At 70.3% G+C, this 17,588-nt stretch carries 19 protein-coding genes; 13 read left to right on the forward strand and 6 right to left on the reverse strand.

Annotated elements, in window-relative coordinates; translation table 11 throughout:
- Positions 1-382: 382 nt before the first annotated feature.
- Entirely contained in the window at positions 383-1,975 is a 1,593-nt protein-coding gene (gene murJ, locus RAB70_RS18785) for a murein biosynthesis integral membrane protein MurJ (RefSeq protein WP_148830070.1), read from the reverse strand.
- A 116-nt stretch (positions 1,976-2,091) separates the two neighbouring features.
- On the opposite strand from murJ, the gene rpsT reads away from it, so the two are divergent.
- A complete protein-coding gene (gene rpsT, locus RAB70_RS18790) occupies positions 2,092-2,364 on the forward strand; it encodes a 30S ribosomal protein S20 (protein WP_010341167.1) in 273 nt (90 codons plus the stop codon).
- A 121-nt stretch (positions 2,365-2,485) separates the two neighbouring features.
- Here rpsT and cgtA read toward each other — a convergent pair whose 3' ends face one another.
- The 3 genes from cgtA to rplU all read right to left on the reverse strand — a co-directional run bounded on the left by cgtA (position 2,486) and on the right by rplU (position 4,401).
- Positions 2,486-3,541 carry an Obg family GTPase CgtA gene (cgtA, locus tag RAB70_RS18795; protein ID WP_148830069.1) on the reverse strand — a complete coding sequence of 352 codons (1,056 nt, stop codon included), beginning with the start codon at positions 3,539-3,541 and terminating at the stop codon, positions 2,486-2,488.
- Between the two features lie 266 nt (positions 3,542-3,807).
- Positions 3,808-4,068 (reverse strand): 50S ribosomal protein L27, encoded by a 261-nt coding sequence (gene rpmA / locus RAB70_RS18800; protein ID WP_010341169.1) that lies wholly within the window; start codon positions 4,066-4,068, stop codon positions 3,808-3,810.
- A 12-nt stretch (positions 4,069-4,080) separates the two neighbouring features.
- Positions 4,081-4,401, reverse strand: coding sequence for a 50S ribosomal protein L21 (gene rplU / locus RAB70_RS18805; RefSeq protein WP_010341170.1), 321 nt, complete (start codon positions 4,399-4,401; stop codon positions 4,081-4,083).
- 296 nt (positions 4,402-4,697) lie between these two features.
- Here rplU and uvrA point away from each other — a divergent pair, with 296 nt between their 5' ends.
- Together uvrA and RAB70_RS18815 are read left to right on the forward strand one after the other, a co-directional pair.
- The gene (gene uvrA / locus RAB70_RS18810; RefSeq protein ID WP_148830495.1) at positions 4,698-7,697 is read left to right on the forward strand and encodes an excinuclease ABC subunit UvrA; all 3,000 of its coding nucleotides are present in this window, start codon (positions 4,698-4,700) and stop codon (positions 7,695-7,697) included.
- Positions 7,697-8,104: a thioesterase family protein gene (locus tag RAB70_RS18815; RefSeq protein ID WP_017912417.1), complete on the forward strand. Its 408-nt coding sequence runs from the start codon at positions 7,697-7,699 to the stop codon at positions 8,102-8,104. The genes uvrA and RAB70_RS18815 overlap by 1 nt, the downstream gene beginning before the upstream one ends.
- 217 nt (positions 8,105-8,321) lie before the next feature.
- Here the strand turns inward: RAB70_RS18815 and RAB70_RS18820 are convergent, their stop codons facing one another.
- Positions 8,322-8,768, reverse strand: coding sequence for a copper chaperone PCu(A)C (locus RAB70_RS18820; protein WP_148830496.1), 447 nt, complete (start codon positions 8,766-8,768; stop codon positions 8,322-8,324).
- A 34-nt stretch (positions 8,769-8,802) separates the two neighbouring features.
- On the opposite strand from RAB70_RS18820, the gene RAB70_RS18825 reads away from it, so the two are divergent.
- The 3 genes from RAB70_RS18825 to RAB70_RS18835 all read left to right on the forward strand — a co-directional run bounded on the left by RAB70_RS18825 (position 8,803) and on the right by RAB70_RS18835 (position 11,095).
- Entirely contained in the window at positions 8,803-9,582 is a 780-nt protein-coding gene (locus tag RAB70_RS18825) for an enoyl-CoA hydratase/isomerase family protein (RefSeq protein ID WP_148830493.1), read from the forward strand.
- A 72-nt stretch (positions 9,583-9,654) separates the two neighbouring features.
- Positions 9,655-10,563, forward strand: a complete 909-nt coding sequence (tesB, locus tag RAB70_RS18830; RefSeq protein ID WP_017908864.1) for an acyl-CoA thioesterase II — start codon at positions 9,655-9,657, stop codon at positions 10,561-10,563.
- Positions 10,564-10,573: 10 nt separating this feature from the next.
- Complete coding sequence (locus RAB70_RS18835) at positions 10,574-11,095, forward strand: putative signal transducing protein (RefSeq protein WP_148830490.1); 522 nt, start codon at positions 10,574-10,576, stop codon at positions 11,093-11,095.
- A 366-nt stretch (positions 11,096-11,461) separates the two neighbouring features.
- Here the strand turns inward: RAB70_RS18835 and RAB70_RS18840 are convergent, their stop codons facing one another.
- On the reverse strand, positions 11,462-12,067 hold the full coding sequence (locus tag RAB70_RS18840; RefSeq protein ID WP_148830488.1) for an EF-hand domain-containing protein: 606 nt from the start codon (positions 12,065-12,067) through the stop codon (positions 11,462-11,464).
- 200 nt (positions 12,068-12,267) lie between these two features.
- Between RAB70_RS18840 and RAB70_RS18845 the strand changes: the two genes are divergently transcribed.
- The 7 genes from RAB70_RS18845 to RAB70_RS18875 all read left to right on the forward strand — a co-directional run bounded on the left by RAB70_RS18845 (position 12,268) and on the right by RAB70_RS18875 (position 17,573).
- Positions 12,268-13,029, forward strand: a complete 762-nt coding sequence (locus RAB70_RS18845) for an arginyltransferase (RefSeq protein WP_148830056.1) — start codon at positions 12,268-12,270, stop codon at positions 13,027-13,029.
- Between the two features lie 91 nt (positions 13,030-13,120).
- Positions 13,121-14,353 (forward strand): endonuclease/exonuclease/phosphatase family protein, encoded by a 1,233-nt coding sequence (locus RAB70_RS18850; RefSeq protein WP_148830055.1) that lies wholly within the window; start codon positions 13,121-13,123, stop codon positions 14,351-14,353.
- A gap of 292 nt (positions 14,354-14,645) precedes the next feature.
- Positions 14,646-15,029 carry a roadblock/LC7 domain-containing protein gene (locus tag RAB70_RS18855; RefSeq protein ID WP_017909884.1) on the forward strand — a complete coding sequence of 128 codons (384 nt, stop codon included), beginning with the start codon at positions 14,646-14,648 and terminating at the stop codon, positions 15,027-15,029.
- 10 nt (positions 15,030-15,039) lie between these two features.
- Complete coding sequence (locus RAB70_RS18860; protein ID WP_148830054.1) at positions 15,040-15,540, forward strand: PAS domain-containing protein; 501 nt, start codon at positions 15,040-15,042, stop codon at positions 15,538-15,540.
- Positions 15,537-16,292: a PhnD/SsuA/transferrin family substrate-binding protein gene (locus RAB70_RS18865; protein ID WP_148830053.1), complete on the forward strand. Its 756-nt coding sequence runs from the start codon at positions 15,537-15,539 to the stop codon at positions 16,290-16,292. The genes RAB70_RS18860 and RAB70_RS18865 overlap by 4 nt, the downstream gene beginning before the upstream one ends.
- A 7-nt stretch (positions 16,293-16,299) precedes the next feature.
- Complete coding sequence (locus tag RAB70_RS18870) at positions 16,300-16,941, forward strand: hypothetical protein (protein WP_223875685.1); 642 nt, start codon at positions 16,300-16,302, stop codon at positions 16,939-16,941.
- Positions 16,938-17,573, forward strand: a complete 636-nt coding sequence (locus tag RAB70_RS18875) for a hypothetical protein (RefSeq protein ID WP_017912407.1) — start codon at positions 16,938-16,940, stop codon at positions 17,571-17,573. The genes RAB70_RS18870 and RAB70_RS18875 overlap by 4 nt, the downstream gene beginning before the upstream one ends.
- Positions 17,574-17,588 lie beyond the last annotated feature (15 nt).

Consider the following 17,588-nt stretch of genomic DNA (forward strand, 5'->3'; position numbering starts at 1 on the left):
TTGGCTCGGGGCTCGGGGCTCGGGGCTCGGGGCTCGGGGCTCGGGGCTCGGGGCTCGGAGCTCGGGACCCGGGACCCGGGACCCGGGACCCGGGACGGCAGCATCGGCGTGCGGAGCAAACCCACTGCAAAGCGATCATCAAAAACAGAGTAGTCGCTTTCTGCGGGAGGGACTTCAGTCCCGACGGGCTTTCCCCGGAACGCCCGTCGGGGCTGAAGCCCCTCCCACAGTGCAATCGCAAGCGCTTGGCACTCGCGGAAACTCCCGGGCCCCGGGTCCCGGGTCCCGGGTCCCGGGGCCCGAACCCCGAACCCCGAACCCCGAACCCCGAACCCCGGACCCCGGACCCCGGACCCCGGACCCCGGACCCCGGACCCCGGCTTCAATGCTCGCGCAGATCCCGCGGCCGGAACCCCAGCGCCAGCAAGGCGAGCAGATACACCGCGCCGCCGCCGCCGACCAGCAGCAACAGGCTGCCGATCCGGTGCCACTTGTCCATGGTGGTGAACGCCGGCAGCCAGTGCAGGCCCAGCGCTAGGACCGCGGCCATCGCCGCACAGGCCACGCCCAGCCGCAGCAGGTAGCCGCTCCAGCCCGGCTTGGGCTGGTAGACCTGGTCGCGGCGCAGCCAGCGCCACAGCAGCGACAGGTTGAGGTAGCTGGCCACCGCACTGGCCAGGCCCAGTGCCAGGTGCAGGCCCGGCACCGCCGCCAGCGCCGCGCGCACGCCCTGCGCGCGCAGCTCCGCCGGCACCCACAACTGGTACAGGATCGCCAGGAACAGCAGGTTCAGCGCCATGTTGGCGACCAGCGCGGCGACGCCGGCGCGCACCGGCGTGCGCGTGTCCTGGCGCGAATAGAACGCCGGCAGCAGCACCTTGAGCAGGGCGAACGCCGGCAGGCCGAAGCTCAGCCCGAACACCGACATCGCCGCCATCCGCGTGTCGAAGGCGGTGAACTTGCCGTACTGGAACAGGGTCGCCACCAGCGGCTGGCTCAGCAGCATCAGCCCCAGCATCGCCGGCACCGCGATCAGCAAGGTGGTGCGCAGCCCCCAGTCCAGCGCGCTGGAAAAGCCCGCGCGATCAGTCTTGACGTGGTGCCGCGACAGCGCCGGCAGGATCACCGTGCCCAGGGCCACCCCGAATACGCCCAGCGGCAGCTCCAGGAAGCGGTCGGCCTGCGACAGCCAGCTCTGCGAGCCGGCGTACAGGAACGAGGCGATCACCGTGTCCAGCAGCAGGTTGATCTGCGCGATCGAGGAGCCGAACAGGGTCGGCACCATCAGGGACAGCACCCGGCGCACGTCCGGATGCCGCCAGCCCCAGCGCGGCAGGGTCAGCAGGTCGATGCCGCGCAAAGCCGGCAACTGGAACAGCAACTGCAGCACGCCGGCCACCAGCACCGCCCAGCCCATCGCCAGAATCGGCACCTGCAGCCGCGGCGCCAGCCACAGTGCGCCGGCGATCATGCACAGGTTGAGGATCACCGGGGTCAGCGCCGGCAGGCCGAAGCGGTGAAAGCTGTTGAGCGCGCCACCGGCCAGCGCGGTCAGCGACACGAACAGCAGGAACGGGAAGGTCAACCGCAGCAGATCGACGATCAACCCGAACTTGGCCGGGTCGTCGGTAGCGCCAGGATTGAACAGCATCGCCACCTGCGGGGTGAAGATCAGCCCCAGCGCGGTGACCAGCAGCAGCACCCCGCCCAGGGTGCCGGACACCCGCGACATCAGCGCGCGCAGGTCGGCGTGCGGGCGGGTTTCCTTCACCTCGGTGAACACCGGCACGAAGGCGGTGGCGAACGAGCCCTCGGCGAACAGCCGGCGCAGGAAGTTGGGAATGCGGAACGCCACCCAGAACGCGTCGGTGGTGGCGTTGGCGCCGAAGGAAATGGTGATGGCCTGGTCGCGCACCAGTCCCAGCACGCGCGAGACCATGGTCATGCTGCTGAACGAGAGCAGCCCGCGGAGCATGCGCGGCTGGCTCATGCGGCAGCCCTCTTGACAATTGACTTGACGCGAATATTCGGACGCTTCATACTCTCCCGCTTGTTTTTATCCACCACACAGCTTTCCAGGAAACCACCACCGTGGCCAATATCAAGTCCGCCAAGAAGCGCGCCAAGCAGACCGTCGTGCGCAACGCGCGCAACACGGCTCAGCGTTCGATGCTGCGCACCGCCGTCAAGAAGGTCATCAAGGCCCTGGACGCCAACGACGCAGCCGGCGCCGAAGCCGCTTTCGCCATCGCCCAGCCGATCCTCGACCGTTTCAGCTCGCGTGGCCTGATCCACAAGAACAAGGCTGCCCGTCACAAGAGCCGCCTGAGCGCCCGCATCAAGGCGATCAAGACCGCCGCCTGATCGGCTGCCGTCGACGCCGGAAGCGCGCACGCTTCCGGCAGCACCACGAAAAAGCCCGGCCTCGGCCGGGTTTTTCGTGTGCGCGTCACCCTGCCCCGCGCGCCGCGGGACGGCGCGACGCTCAGGAGGCATTGGCGGCCGCCTCCAGCGCCTCCTCGCGCTGGCGGTCGAAGAACGCCATCACGTCCTTCATGATCGGCCAGGTGCCTTCGCGACCCAGCGCCGACACCAGGTACCAGGGCTGGGTCCAGCCCAGTTCGGCGACGACCTGGTCGGCCAGCGCCCGCGCCTCGTCCTCGAACATCAGATCGGCCTTGTTCAGCACCAGCCAGCGCGGCTTGGCCAGCAGCTCCGGGTCGTGCTTCTGCAGCTCGCGCTCGATCGCGCGCACCTGCTCGGTCGGCGATACGCCATCCACGCCGCCCTCCATCGGCGCCAGATCCACCAGGTGCAGCAGCAGGCGGGTGCGCTGCAGGTGACGCAGGAACTGCGCACCGAGGCCGGCGCCATCGGCGGCCCCCTCGATCAGCCCGGGAATGTCGGCGATCACGAAGCTGCGGTAGGCCTCGACGCTGACCACGCCCAGGTTCGGATACAGCGTGGTGAACGGGTAGTCGGCGACCTTCGGCGTCGCCGCGGACACGGCACGGATGAAGGTGCTCTTGCCGGCATTGGGGAAGCCCAGCAGACCGACGTCGGCCAGCAGCTTCAGTTCCAGCTTGAGCGTGCGCTCCTCGCCCTCCTCGCCCGGCGTCGCCTTGCGCGGCGCGCGGGTCACCGAACTCTTGAAATGCATGTTGCCCAGGCCGCCCTTGCCGCCCTGCGCGACCAGCAGGCGGTCGCCATGCGCGACCAGGTCGCCGATGACCTCGTCGGTCTCGACGTTGATCACCACGGTGCCGACCGGCACGGTGATGGTCAGGTCCTCGCCGGCCTTGCCGTACATCTGCCGGCCCATGCCATTCTCGCCGCGCTGCGCACGGAACGCGCGCTGGTGGCGGAAGTCGACCAGGGTGTTGAGATTCTCGTCGGCGACCAGCCACACGCTGCCGCCGTTGCCGCCATCGCCACCATCAGGCCCACCCAGCGGGATGAACTTCTCGCGGCGAAAGCCGATGCAGCCATTGCCGCCATTGCCGGCCGTGACCTGGATTTCCGCTTCGTCTACGAGTTTCATGGATAACAACCGGGAATGGGGAATGGTGAATCGGGAATGGAAAAAGCGAGCCGCCACCGCGGCGACGATTCTATGTCGCAGCCACAGATCGGCAAACTCCATCACTGCATTGCCTGACGCAACCAGGACAGGGCGAGTTCACGGGAGGCGCCTTTGCCATTCCCGATTCCCCACTCCCCATTCCCAGCCGCAAAACAAAAACCCCGCCGAAGCGGGGCTTTCGTCAGCAAGCCTGCGCCACGGCGCAGGCCCTGGACACCGGCGACTTACGCCTCGGTGACCACGCTCACGGTGCGGCGCTTCTTGGCGCCCTTCACCGAGAACTCGACCTTGCCGTCGACCAGCGCGAACAGGGTGTGGTCGCGGCCCAGGCCGACGCCGGCGCCCGGGTGGAACTGGGTGCCGCGCTGACGCACGATGATGTTGCCGGCTTCGATGGCCTGGCCGCCGAACATCTTCACGCCCAGGTACTTCGGGTTGGAGTCGCGGCCGTTGCGCGAGGAACCTACGCCTTTTTTGTGTGCCATGACTGCTGCTCCTTACTTCTTGTCGCCACCGGCGATGCCGGTGATCTCGATTTCGGTGTAGTGCTGCCGATGACCCTGACGCTTCATGTGGTGCTTGCGGCGGCGGAACTTGATGATGCGCACCTTGTCGGCGCGGCCGTGGGCCACGACCTTGGCGGTGACGGCGGCGCCCTTCAGCGCGTCGCCGATCTTGATGCCGTCGCTGTCGCCCAGCATCAGGATGTTGTCGAACGTGATCTCGTTGCCGGCTTCGACTTCGAGCTTTTCCACGCGGAGCGTTTCGCCCTGCGCGACGCGGTATTGCTTACCGCCGGTGACCAGTACTGCGTACATGACCAGACTTCCTCTGTAGTTATTGTGGTCGTTCCTGCCGTGCCGTTTCGGGCAGACAGGAGCGGGATTGTAAGCCGCCGCGCGCGGCAGGGTCAAGCCCACCCAGGCCCGGACTGTCAAGCCCCGCGGGCCGGCGCGGCTACCTGAACCAGCCAGCCGCCGGCGCCCGGCGGCGCTGGGATCTGCGGCAATTGCCCCCACCTGACAAGCTGGGTACGCTGATCGATTGCCGTCCCCTTTCCGCCCCCACACTGGCCAGCGGCACCGCCACGGCCGGCACATTCCGGAATCTCTTCATGGCGATGGATTACATCCGCATCCGCGGCGCGCGGACGCACAACCTCAAGAACCTCGACCTCGACCTGCCGCGCGACAAGCTGATCGTGATCACCGGCCTGTCCGGGTCCGGCAAGTCCTCGCTGGCGTTCGACACCATCTACGCCGAGGGCCAGCGCCGCTACGTGGAGTCGCTGTCGGCGTACGCGCGGCAGTTCCTCAGCGTGATGGAGAAGCCCGACATCGATCACATCGAAGGCCTGTCGCCGGCGATCGCGATCGAGCAGAAGTCGACCTCGCACAACCCGCGCTCCACCGTCGGCACCATCACCGAGATCTACGACTACCTGCGCCTGCTGTACGCGCGCGTCGGCCAGCCGCGCTGCCCCGACCACGGCTATCCGCTGGAGGCGCAGACGGTCAGCCAGATGGTCGACCAGGTGCTGACCCTGGACCCGGAGCAGCGCTACATGCTGCTGGCGCCGGTGATCCGCGAGCGCAAGGGCGAGCATGCGCAGGTGTTCGAACAACTGCGCGCGCAGGGCTTCGTGCGCGTGCGCGTGGACGGCGAGCTGTACGAGATCGACGCGGTGCCGGCGCTGGCGCTGCGCCAGAAGCACACCATCGAGGCGGTGATCGACCGCTTCCGCCCGCGCGAGGACATCAAGCAGCGCCTGGCCGAGAGCTTCGAGACCGCGCTGAAGCTGGCCGACGGCATGGTGTCGGTGCAGTCGCTGGACGACACCGCGGCCGCGCCGCACCTGTTCTCCTCCAAGTACAGCTGCCCGGTCTGCGACTACTCGCTGCCGGAACTGGAACCGCGCCTGTTCTCGTTCAACGCGCCGATGGGCGCCTGCCCGAGCTGCGACGGCCTGGGCGTGGCCGAGTTCTTCGATCCCGAGCGGGTGGTGGTGCATCCGGAGCTGTCGCTGTCGGCCGGCGCGGTACGCGGCTGGGACCGGCGCAATGCGTACTACTTCCAGCTGATCGCCTCGCTGGCCAAGCACTACAAGTTCGACGTCGACGCGCCCTGGCAGTCGCTGCCGGCGAGCGTGCGCCAGGCGGTGCTGTACGGCAGCGGCGACGAGACCATCACCTTCACCTACTTCACCGATGCCGGCGGCCGCACCCAGCGCAAGCATCGCTTCGAAGGCATCATCCCCAACCTGGAGCGCCGCTACCGCGAGACCGAATCGCCGGCGGTGCGCGAGGAACTGGCCAAGTACATCAGCGAACGGCCGTGCCCGGACTGCAAGGGCGCGCGCCTGAACAAGGCCGCGCGCAACGTGTTCGTCGCCGACCGCCCGCTGCCGGACCTGGTGGTGCTGCCGATCGACGATGCACTGAGCTTCTTCCGCCAGCTCGACCTGCCCGGCTGGCGCGGCGAGATCGCCAGCAAGATCGTCAAGGAGATCGCCGAACGGCTGGGCTTCCTGGTCGACGTCGGCCTGGATTACCTGACCCTCGAGCGCAAGGCCGACACCCTGTCCGGCGGCGAGGCGCAGCGCATCCGCCTGGCCAGCCAGATCGGCGCCGGCCTGGTCGGGGTGATGTACGTGCTCGACGAGCCGTCGATCGGCCTGCACCAGCGCGACAACGAACGCCTGCTCGGCACCCTCACCCGCCTGCGCGACCTCGGCAACACGGTGATCGTGGTCGAGCACGACGAGGACGCGATCCGCCTGGCCGACTACGTGCTGGACATCGGCCCCGGCGCCGGCGTGCACGGCGGCGAGGTGGTCGGCCAGGGCAGCGTGCAGGACCTGCTGAAGGCGCCGCGCTCGCTGACCGGGCAATACCTGTCCGGCAAGCGCCGCATCGAGATCCCGGCCAAGCGCCACAAGGCCAACCCGAAGATGACCCTGCACCTGCGCGGGGCCACCGGCAACAACCTCAAGAACGTCGACCTGGACATCCCGGCCGGCCTGCTGACCTGCATCACCGGCGTGTCCGGTTCGGGCAAGTCGACGCTGATCAACGACACCCTGTTCACCCTGGCGGCGAACGAGATCAACGGCGCCTCGCACAGCGTGGCGCCGTACCGCGAGATCGAGCACCTGGACCTGTTCGACAAGGTCGTGGACATCGACCAGTCGCCGATCGGGCGCACCCCGCGCTCCAATCCGGCCACCTACACCGGCCTGTTCACGCCGCTGCGCGAACTGTTCGCGCAGGTGCCGGAAGCGCGCTCGCGCGGCTACTCGCCGGGCCGCTTCAGCTTCAACGTGCGCGGCGGCCGCTGCGAGGCCTGCCAGGGCGACGGCCTGATCAAGGTGGAGATGCACTTCCTGCCGGACGTGTACGTGCCCTGCGACGTCTGCCACGGCAAGCGCTACAACCGCGAGACGCTGGAGATCCTGTACAAGGGCTTCAACATCAACGACGTGCTGGAGATGACCGTCGAGGATGCGCTGAAGCTGTTCGAGCCGGTGCCGTCGATCGCGCGCAAGCTGGAGACCCTGGTCGACGTGGGCCTGAGCTACATCAAGCTCGGGCAGAGCGCGACCACCCTGTCCGGCGGCGAGGCGCAGCGCGTGAAGCTGTCCAAGGAACTGTCGCGGCGCGATACCGGCCGCACCCTGTACATCCTCGACGAGCCGACCACCGGCCTGCACTTCCACGACATCGAGGCGCTGCTGGGCGTGCTGCACAAGCTGCGCGACGAGGGCAACACCGTGGTGGTGATCGAACACAACCTGGACGTGATCAAGACCGCGGACTGGATCGTCGACCTCGGCCCGGAAGGCGGCCACCGCGGCGGCACCATCCTGGTCACCGGCACGCCGGAAGACGTGGCGGCCTGCCCGCAGTCGTACACCGGCCAGTTCCTGGCGCGGATGCTGCCCTCCACCAGCGCGCGCCCGGAGCAGCCGGCGGCGATGGCCAACAAGCCCGACGCGCGCCCGCCGCGCAAGGTCAAGCCGGAAAAGCCTGCGAAGAAGCAGGCGGTGGCCGCCAAGAGCGGCAAGGTCAGCAAGAGCACCACCAGCACCGGCACCAAGAAGAAGAAGGACGTTTGATGAGCAGCGAACACAAGATCCTGGCGCGCATCCCGATCAGCGTGCGCTGGCGCGACATGGACAGCATGGGCCACGTCAACAACGCCAAGTACATCTCCTACCTGGAAGAGGCGCGCGTGCGCTGGATGCTGGGCGTGGAAGGCGTCTCGATGAGCGATCGCATCGCCCCGGTGGTGGCGGCGACCAACGTCAACTATCGCGCACCGATCGTGTGGCCCAACGACATCCTGGTCGAACTGTTCGTCGAGCGCCTGGGCACCAGCAGCGTGACCATCGGCCACCGCATCGTCGACCAGCAGGACGAAAGCCGGCTGTACTCCGACGGCCACGTGGTGGTGGTGTGGATGGACACCCAGACCGGCAAGAGCGCGCCGCTGCCGGACGCCGTACGCAAGGCGACGAGCTGAGGCCTGCGCTTGCGCCGGGCGTGGCCCGGCGCATAGTCCGCAGCGCAGCGGCGCTGCCCACGCAGGAGCGGCGTGCGCTCCTTGTGGGAGGGACTTCAGTCCCGACGACGGGTGGTCTCAGCCGACGCTGGGCTTCGCCCGTCGCGGCTGATCCCACAAAAGGGGACGAGAACCGCTCCTACGACAAGGGGAGGCGCCTTTTCCCGAGGAGGCTCCCCTACATCGCCTGCTTGCGCACGGTCAGCGTCGCATCAGCCTTGCCGCCGCCTTCCAGTTGCAACTGCAGCGGCACGACCTGGCCTTCGGTCAGCGCACCCTTGCCCTGCATCAGCATCAGGTGCATGCCGCCGGGCTTGAGTTCCACGCTGGCGCCAGGCGCCAGCGGCACGCGCTCGACCGCGCGCATCCGGCTGACTCCGGCCACCAGCGTGGTTTCATGCAACGACACATCGCCGAAAGCGGGGCTGCTGGCCCCGGTGACCGTGACCGGCTTGCCACAGCCGTTGTGGAGCACGCCGTAGCCGGCGGTCATCGGCATCGCCGGATTCGGCGGCAAGCGCGCCCAGCCCTGCTCCAGAGTGACGCACGCCGGTTCCGCGGCCGACGCAGTGGCGGCAACCGCACACAGCACGAACAATACGCCAGCGAATGGTTTGGTTATCATCGCCGAGGTTCCTTCTTCGAAAGCAGACCGCAGCATGACGACGCTCATCGACGTGATCAACCATGGCCCCCTCCGCGAACTGCGCCTGGCGCGGCCGCCGGTCAATGCGCTGGACACCGATCTGTGCCGGCACCTGATCCAGGCGATCGAGCAGGCCGGCGCCGAGGGCGCGCACGGCATCGTGCTGTCGGGCAACGAACGCCTGTTCTCCGCCGGCATGGACGTGCCGCACCTGCTGAGCCATGGCGACGACCGCGCCAAGCTGCTGGGCAGTTGGCAGCAGTTCTTCGGCGCGGCGCGCGCCTTGGCCGCCAGCCCGATCCCGGTGGTCGCAGCGCTGACCGGCCACGCCCCGGCCGGCGGTTGCGTGCTGGCGCTGTGCTGCGACTACCGGGTGATGGCGCGCAGCCCCGATGCGGCGCATCCGCTGCACATCGGCCTCAACGAGACCCAGGTCGGCCTGGTCGCCCCGGAAGGCATCCAGCGCCTGCTGCGGCGGGTGGTCGGCGCGCACCGCGCCGAGCGCCTGCTGGTCGGCGGCGACCTGGTCAGCGCCGAGCGCGCGCTGGAGATCGGCCTGGTCGACGAACTGGTCGACGCCGACCTGGTGGTGGCGCGCGCGCTGGCCTGGCTGCTGGACCTGCTCAAGCGCCCGCGGCAGCCGATGCTGCAGACCCGTGCCATCGCCCGCGCCGACCTGCGCGCGGCGCTGGCCGACGAGCACATCGGGCTGGAGCGGCTGATCGACGACTGGCAGGCGCCGGACACCCAGGCCGCACTGCGCGCGCTGGTGGCGCGGCTGGGCAAGGGCTGAGCGGAGCGGGCACGCGGGCGGGCGCGGACGGCCCGCTATAATCGGCGCACGTCCGTCGCCAGGCCCCGTCTCTTGTCCGCCAAGCCCGCCCCCGTCGTCTCCGAACTGATCGAGCTGCTGTCGCTGGAGCGGCTGGAGGACAACCTGTTCCGCGGCCAGAGCCGCGACATCGGCACCAAGTACGTGTTCGGCGGCCAGGTGCTGGGCCAGGCGCTGTCGGCGGCGCAGGCCACGGTGGAGAACGCGCGCCGCGTGCATTCGCTGCACGCCTACTTCCTGCGCGCCGGCGACATCGAGCATCCCATCGTCTACGACGTGGACCGCACCCGCGACGGCGGCAGCTTCTCGGTGCGCCGGGTCACCGCGATCCAGCACGGCAAGGTGATCTTCTTCTGCGCGGCCTCGTTCCAGGAACAGGAGGACGGCGCCACCCACCAGCTGAAGATGCCGGAAGTGCCGCAACCGGAAGACATCGAGCCGACTCCGGCGGCGCGCCCGGACGTGCTGGCGACGCTGCCGACCAAGGTGCAGCGCTGGCTCTCGCGCGGCGGCCCGTTCGAGTTCCGCCACGTGTATCCGCGCGACGAACTGAATCCGCCCAAGCGTCCGCCGTTCCAGCAGATGTGGCTGCGCCTGAGCGAGCCGGTCGGCGATGCGCCGGAACTGCACCAGGCGCTGCTCGCCTACGCCTCCGACTTCCACCTGCTCGGCACCGCCACCTTCCCGCACGGCATCAGCTATTACACGCCGAACGTGCAGATGGCCTCGCTCGACCATGCGCTGTGGTTCCATCGTCCGTTCCGCGCCGACGACTGGCTGCTGTACTCGCTGGACAGCCCCAGCGCGCAGGGCGCGCGCGGCCTGGCGCGCGGGCAGTTCTTCACCCGCGACGGCACCCTGGTGGCCAGCACCGCACAGGAAGGCCTGATCCGCGTGGTCCCCGACGCCGACGCCGCGGCGCAGGTGCCGGCAAAACGCTGAGGACACGAACATGCGTCAGATCTTCAGCAGCCAACGCGTGGAAACCGCCGAAGGCGTCGCCGCCCTGCTGCGCGACGCCGGCATCGACGTGCGCCTGAGCAACGGCCGCTCCTACCGGACCCGGCGCAGCGGCCAGTTCAGCTATCTCGACCCGGTCGCGGCGCAGGCGCAGCCCACGGTGTGGGTGGTGCACGCCGACGACCAGCCGCGTGCACGCGAACTGCTGCGCGACGCCGGCCTGCTCGACAGCACCCGCCGCGATCCGGAACAGGGCCGTGCGCCCTACTTGAACGAGTTCCGCTCGCAGGTGGAAGCGGACGGCGGCAAGCGCTGGGCCTGGCGCATCCGCATCGCCCTGCTGCTGGCGATCGGTGCGGTGGCGCTGATCACCGTGCTGCGCCATCGCGACAACCGCGCGCCGATCAACGCACCGGCACAGGCACCCGCGACGCAACCGGCCACGCCCCCGGCGCAGGACACCGGCAGCGACGAAGTGCGCGTGCGCGTGCAGCCGGCGCCGCGCGGCAACTGAGCCGCGCCGAACGCAGGTCCACGCATGCGGTGGACGTCGCCTCTGGCGATGACGCCCTGCCGATGATCGTCCTTGCGCGACGGCGCGACACCAGGCGCTGCGACGGCAATCCGATCGGCACGGCGATCGCATCCTGCGCGCGGTGTCCGCCGTAGCGGAGACCGCCACCGCAACCGGCCGCGACGCTGCCGACGCGCCCCGCGCGACCACGCACGTCCCGCGCTGCACCTGCGCCGCACTGCACTGCACGCGACGGCAGGTTTCGGCCGATGGAAAAACAAGAACGCCCCTGCGCGCGGGGCGCAGGGGCGCTGTCGATCGGCGCCTTGGTGCAGTGACGCCGCGGCCACCGCCGCGGCGGATGGCTCAGTTGCTGTCCGGCGCCGGCATCGGCGGCGGCGGTGCGTCGCCACCGCGCTGCCCGCCCGGGCGATGCGCCCAGCGCTTGGCCTGCGCCGCATCGAACTCGGCGCGGCTGAGCATGCCGTCCTTGTTGGTGTCGGCCGCGGTGAACCAGGCATCGCGATGTTGCTTGGCGCGCAGTTCGAAGTCGGCACGGTCGATGTAGCCGTCCTTGTTCACGTCCATCTTGTCGAAGCGCGCGGCGAGCTTGGGATCGGCCTGCGCTTCGGCGCGGCTGATGCGGCCGTCCTTGTTGGTGTCCAGCTTGGCCATCATCGCGCCGGGCACGCCGTGGTCGCCCGGGCCGCCGTGACGGCCGTGGCGCGGCCACTCGTCGCGGCTGAGCTTGCCGTCGTGGTTCTTGTCCATGGCGTCGAAATGCTGGGCCAGGCGCGGATCGGCGGCGGCCTCGCTGCGGTCGATGACGCCGTCGCCGTTCTTGTCGAGCGCGGCGATGCCGCCGGCATCGGCGGGCGCGGCGGGATCGGCCGGCGGCGGGGGAACGGCGTAGGCGGTACCGGCCAGCACGGCCAGCACGGCCAGGGCGAGCAGCGGGTTGCGAGACTTCATGGGTCACTCCCTGAGGATGATGAGGAACCTGCCGAGGACGGCAGGCGTCCGGCGCCGCAAGCGGCCCGCATCGCGGGCCGGCACCGCGGCGCCTTCCCTGCTGACAACGCCCCGTCGCCGCCGCGGTTGACCCGCCGCCGGGCGCATTCATCGACGGGACAGTCGCGGCCCCTGCGATGGCGAAGCGCTATGCTCGACGCATGGCCATCCATTCCGACGCCAGCGACGACCTGCGGCTGTTCCAGACCGGCCAGCACGCGTGTGGCTACTGGCCCGAGCGGCAGGCCCGCGACCTGGTGCTGGACCCGCACGATCCACGCCTGGGCGCGCTGTATCCGCTGGCGCTGAGCTGGGGCTTCCGCCGCTCCGGCGATCTGGTCTATCGCCCGCACTGCGACCATTGCCGCGCCTGCGTTGCGGTGCGCATCCCGATCGACGAGTTCGTGCCCGATCGCAGCCAGCGCCGCTGCCTGGCGCGCAATACCGATGTCGAGGTCCGCATCGTCGCCGCCGAGCGCAGCGAGGAACAGCTGGCGCTGTACCAGCGCTACCTGCGCCACCGCCATCCCGGCGGCGGCATGGACGATCACGGCGCGCACGAATTCGACCAGTTCCTGATCGGCCGCTGGTCGCATGGGCGCTTCCTGGAGCTGCGGCAACGCATGCCGGACGGACGGCGCGGGCCGCTGCTGGCGGTAGCGGTCACCGATATCGCCGCGCAGGCGCTGTCGGCGGTCTACACCTTCTACGACCCGGACGCCGGCGCGCGCGGCCTGGGCACCCTGGCGATCCTGCAGCAGATCGCCTGGGCGCGACGCGAGGGCCTGCGCCACCTGTATCTGGGCTACTGGATCCGCGGCCACCAGAAGATGGACTACAAACGCCGCTTCCGGCCGCTGCAGGCCTACGACGGCCGCCACTGGCGCGACTTCGACGACTATCTGCGCCAGCTCGGCGGCTAGCCGACGGCAACCGCTACCGCGCTGCCCAGCCGATGCCGCCGCACGTCGCGGCGCCATCGTGCCGACATGCCGCGCATGCGAAAATCGGCGCATGACATCACGCCTCCTCCTGCTCGCCCTGACCCTGCTGTGCGGCGCCTGCGCGCACACCGCTCCCACGTCCTCCCCGATGACCGACGCCGCCGCGCCCGCCGCCAGGACGCTGCGCCTGGCCACCTACAACACCTCGCTCAATGCCGACGAACCCGGCGCACTGATCGCCGCCCTGCAGGGCGACAGCGCGCAGGCGCGCAAGATCGCCGCGGTGCTGCAGCAGGTGCGCCCGGACATCGTGCTGCTCAACGAGTTCGACTACGACGAGGCGCACCGCGCCGCCGACCTGTTCGAGCAGCGCTACCTCGCGGTGCCGCAACCGCACGGCGGCGCGGCGCTGCGCTATCCCTACCGCTACCTGGCCCCGGTCAACACCGGCGTGCCCAGCGGCCTGGACCTGGACAACGACGGCCATGTCGGCGGCGAAGGCCGCGCGCGCGGCAACGACGCCTGGGGCTACGGCCTGCATCCCGGCCAGTACGGCATGCTGCTGCTGTCGAAGTACCCGATCGACACCGCGGCGGTGCGCAGCTTCCGCCTGCTGAAATGGAGCGCGATGCCCGACGCGCTGCGCCCGGTCGACCCGGCCACCGGCCGCTTCTTCCACAGCGACGCGGTGTGGGCGCAGTTGCGGCTGTCGTCCAAGTCGCACTGGGACGTGCCGGTGCGCACCCCGCTGGGCGTGCTGCATGCGCTGGTGGCGCACCCGACCCCGCCGGTGTTCGACGGCGCGGAGAAGCGCAACGCCGCACGCAACCACGACGAACTGCGGCTGTGGCGCGAGTACCTGGACGATGCCGGCAGCGGCAAGGCGCGCTGGCTGTGCGACGACGCCGGCCGCTGCGGCGGGCTGGCCGCCGATGCGCAGTTCGTGATGCTCGGCGACCTCAACAACGACGTGATCGACGGCGACGGCCGCCACGACGCGATCCGCGCGCTGGTGACGCATCCGCGCGTCCTGCAATACCCCACCCCGCACAGCGCTGGCGGCGAGGAGACAACGCGCGCCTACGCGGCCACCGGCATCGACCATCGCGGCCCACCGCAGCAGGTCACCGGCGATTTCGGCCCCAAGGCCGGCACCATGCGCCTGGACTACGTGTTGCCGTCGCGCAACTTCCGCTACCTGGACAGCGGCGTGTTCTGGCCGGCCTCCAATGACGCCTCCGCCGCCATCGCCGACGGCAGCGACCACCACCTGGTCTGGGTCGACGTCGCCGCGGGGCGGTAAGCGCAGGAGGACCGGGGCGGCGCGCAGCATGGCGCCGCCTAGCAACACCCCACAGGCGGCCTGACCGGCGCGCCAGGCGCCTGGCGAGCGGCCTGCACCCGCGCGGCCGCGTTGACCGCCGGCCGCGAGGCGGCGCCGGTGTGAGCAGGGCCTGCCCCCTTCGCGGCAGCGGTGCCGCCCATCGGATCGCCCCTCCTACGCAGCGCCTGCGCCGGGCACCGCCATCGGCCTTGATCCAGATCAAGGGCAAACCCGCGCCGACGCGGTCCAATGCCTCCCGCACCCGGTCGGGATGCGCAAGCGGATGGCGAGCATGCGAACGCAACAGTTGCAACAGGCGCTGGAAGGCCTCAATGGCGCCACCGCCGATATCGAGGCCTCGGCGCTGATCTCCCTGGACGGGCTGATGATCGCCTCGGCGATGCCGCAGGGCATGGACGAGGACCGCGTCGGCGCGATGTCCGCGGCGCTGCTCGCCCTGGGCGAGCGCAGCGCGCGCGAACTGGCGCGCGGCGCGCTGGAGCGGGTGCTGATCCAGGGCGAACTCGGCTACGTGATCATGAGTGCGGCCGGCCGCGAGGCGGTGCTCACCGTGCTGGCCAAACCCAGCGCCAAGCTCGGCCTGGTGTTCCTGGACATCAAGCGCGCCGCGCAGGCGCTGCAACAGATCCTGTAGGGGCGCCGCCATGCCGCTGCCGCCGATGCAAGCGCCGCACGAGCCGCACCGCAGCGCCGAGCTGCGCTACCACGACGGCAGCCGCCGCACGGTGTACTGGAGCGAACGCGAGGTGGCCTACCCGGACGGGCGCCTGATCGTCTCGCGCACCGACCTGGAGGGCATCATCACCCACGCCAACGACGCCTTCGTCGAGCTCAGCGGCTGGCCGCGCGAACTGCTGATCGGCGCGCCGCACTGCATCCTGCGCCACCCGGAGATGCCGCGGCGCGCATTCCGCGAACTCTGGGACACCGTGCTGGCCGGCGAGAAGTGGCACGGCTACGTCAAGAACCTGCGCCGCGACGGCGCCTGCTACTGGGTCTACGCCACCGCGTTGCCGAACGTCCGCGACGGCCGCGTGGTCGGCTTCACCTCGGTGCGGCGCAAGCCGTCGCGGCGGCGCATCGACGCGCTGCAGCCGCTGTACGCGCAGTGGTTGCAGGACGAACGCGCGGAGCCGCTGGCATGAGCTGCACGTTCCTGGTCGCGCCGGACTTCGCGCCCGAGTACTTCGGCGGCTGGTACCTGCTCAGCACGGTGCTGCAGCGCCGCGCCGGCCTCGGCCTGCGCCTGCTGATGCCGGCCGATGCCGCCGAACAGCGGCAGTTGCTGGACGACAGCGTCGTCGACCTGGTGTACGCCAGCCCGTTCGACGCCAGCGCGTTGATCCGCGACCGCGGCTACCTGCCGCTGGTCAGGCCGCGCGGGCACGCCGACGAGGTGGTGATCGCGACCGCGGCCGAGGCGCCGGCGCGCTGCGTGGAAGACTTGCCCTACGGCTGCCGCATCGCCCTGACCGCCAACCACGACGTACGCCTGATCGGCCTGCGCCTGCTGGAACCGGCCGACCTGGAGCCGGAACGCATCGCCTGGCGCCCGGCCAGCAGCTACGCCGCGGTGGCACGGCTGCTGCTGGAAGGCGAAGCCGATGCCGGCCTGTTCCTGGCCACCGCCTACCACGGCCTGTCGCGCCTGACCCGCGCGCGATTGCGCCCGCTGGTGGAAAGCGCGCTGTGCGACATCGGCCACGTGCTGCTGGCGCATCCGCGCCTGGGCCCGCAACTGCCGGTACTGCGCGACGCCCTGCTGGCGCTGGGCGATGCCGCGCATCGCGACGACCAGGCGGTGCTCGACGCGCTGGGCCTGGAACGCGGCTTCGAGGCGATGGCCACGGAGGACGCCGAATTCATGATCGACCTGATCGACACCTTGCTGGACTGAGGCGCCCATGCCCACGCTTCCCGCTCGCGATCCCGCACGCCTGGTGATGCGCACCCATGCCCGCGCCCTGCTGCGCGACCCGCGCGACGCCGCCGCGCACCTGGCGCGGCTGCACGCCGCGCTGCAGTTGCACGACAACGAACCGACCCAGGGCGTGCTGGCCGACCTGTTCGTGGCCTTGCCGCGGCACGACGTCGCCTTGCGCCAGCTGGCGCTGCAGATGGCCGCGGCGCATCTGGCGCCGCACGTGGCCGAGACCTTCCAGCGCCACAGCCAGGGCCACGCGCTGCTGCCGATCAACGCCCTGGCCACGCGCTGGAGCGTGCTGGCGCGGCCGTCCGCCGACGTGCCGGCGCGGGTGCGCCGGGCCAGCCCGGACCATTCGCGGCGGATGGTGCGCGAGGTGGTGGACGCGCTGTGCGACGGCGCACCGATCGCCGCGGCGCGCTGCGAGCGCGAGTTCCTGGACTACTGCATCAGTTGCCAGGACAAGCTCGCCTTCATGCTCGCCACGCGCGAACTGCGCCGCCATGCGCTGGCCCTGGGCGACCGCTGGGACAGCACCGCGCGCTGGCTGCAGCAGCGCGAGCCGCTGGGTGGCCGCAACGTCGACGCCCTGTCCTTTTCCAGCGCGAGTGCGCCGCGATGACCGCCCCCGACCCGACCAACTCCGAACCGACCTGGCTGATGCCGACCCCGCACGGCGTGCTGCACGGCTTCGCCAGCGCCACACCCGATCGCCTGCAGCGCGCGCTGCAACTGCTGCTCGGTGCGCACGGCGCGCTGTCGCTGCAGGAGTGGCGCCAGCGCGTGGGCGGCGACGCACAGCGGCTGCTGCAGGAGGCGCGCGAACAGCAATGGGTGCAGTTGCTGCGGCGCGCGGTACCAGGCCCGGAAATCCGCCTGGACGATTTCGCCCAGCATGTGATCGCCCCGCTGTCGGCCGAACGCCGCGCGGTGCTGGCCTCCGACAGTGGCTTCTGCCTGGGCCATGCCGGCCTGGACCAGGAACAGGCCGACACGCTGAGCGTGGCCGCGGCCGACTTCTCCGGCTTCGCTCAGCGCCAGAGCGCGCGCGGCTGGCACGGCGCGCACCGCTACGTGGCGTTCTACAGCGAGCCGCAGTTATTGCTGCCGGACTGGTCGTTCGTGCCGTTCTGGGTCGACGGCGCCGGCTACTGGCTGGTGCTGGGCGGCGAGGCCCTGCTCAACAACCTGGCGATGGTCGAACTGGTGTGGAGCATTCGCCTGGCGGCGGCACGGTTTGCGCCGCCGGCCTAGAAGCTGGGAATGGGG

This window comes from Xanthomonas sontii (assembly GCF_040529055.1).
In the GTDB taxonomy this organism is placed as follows: Bacteria; Pseudomonadota; Gammaproteobacteria; order Xanthomonadales; family Xanthomonadaceae; genus Xanthomonas_A; species Xanthomonas_A sontii.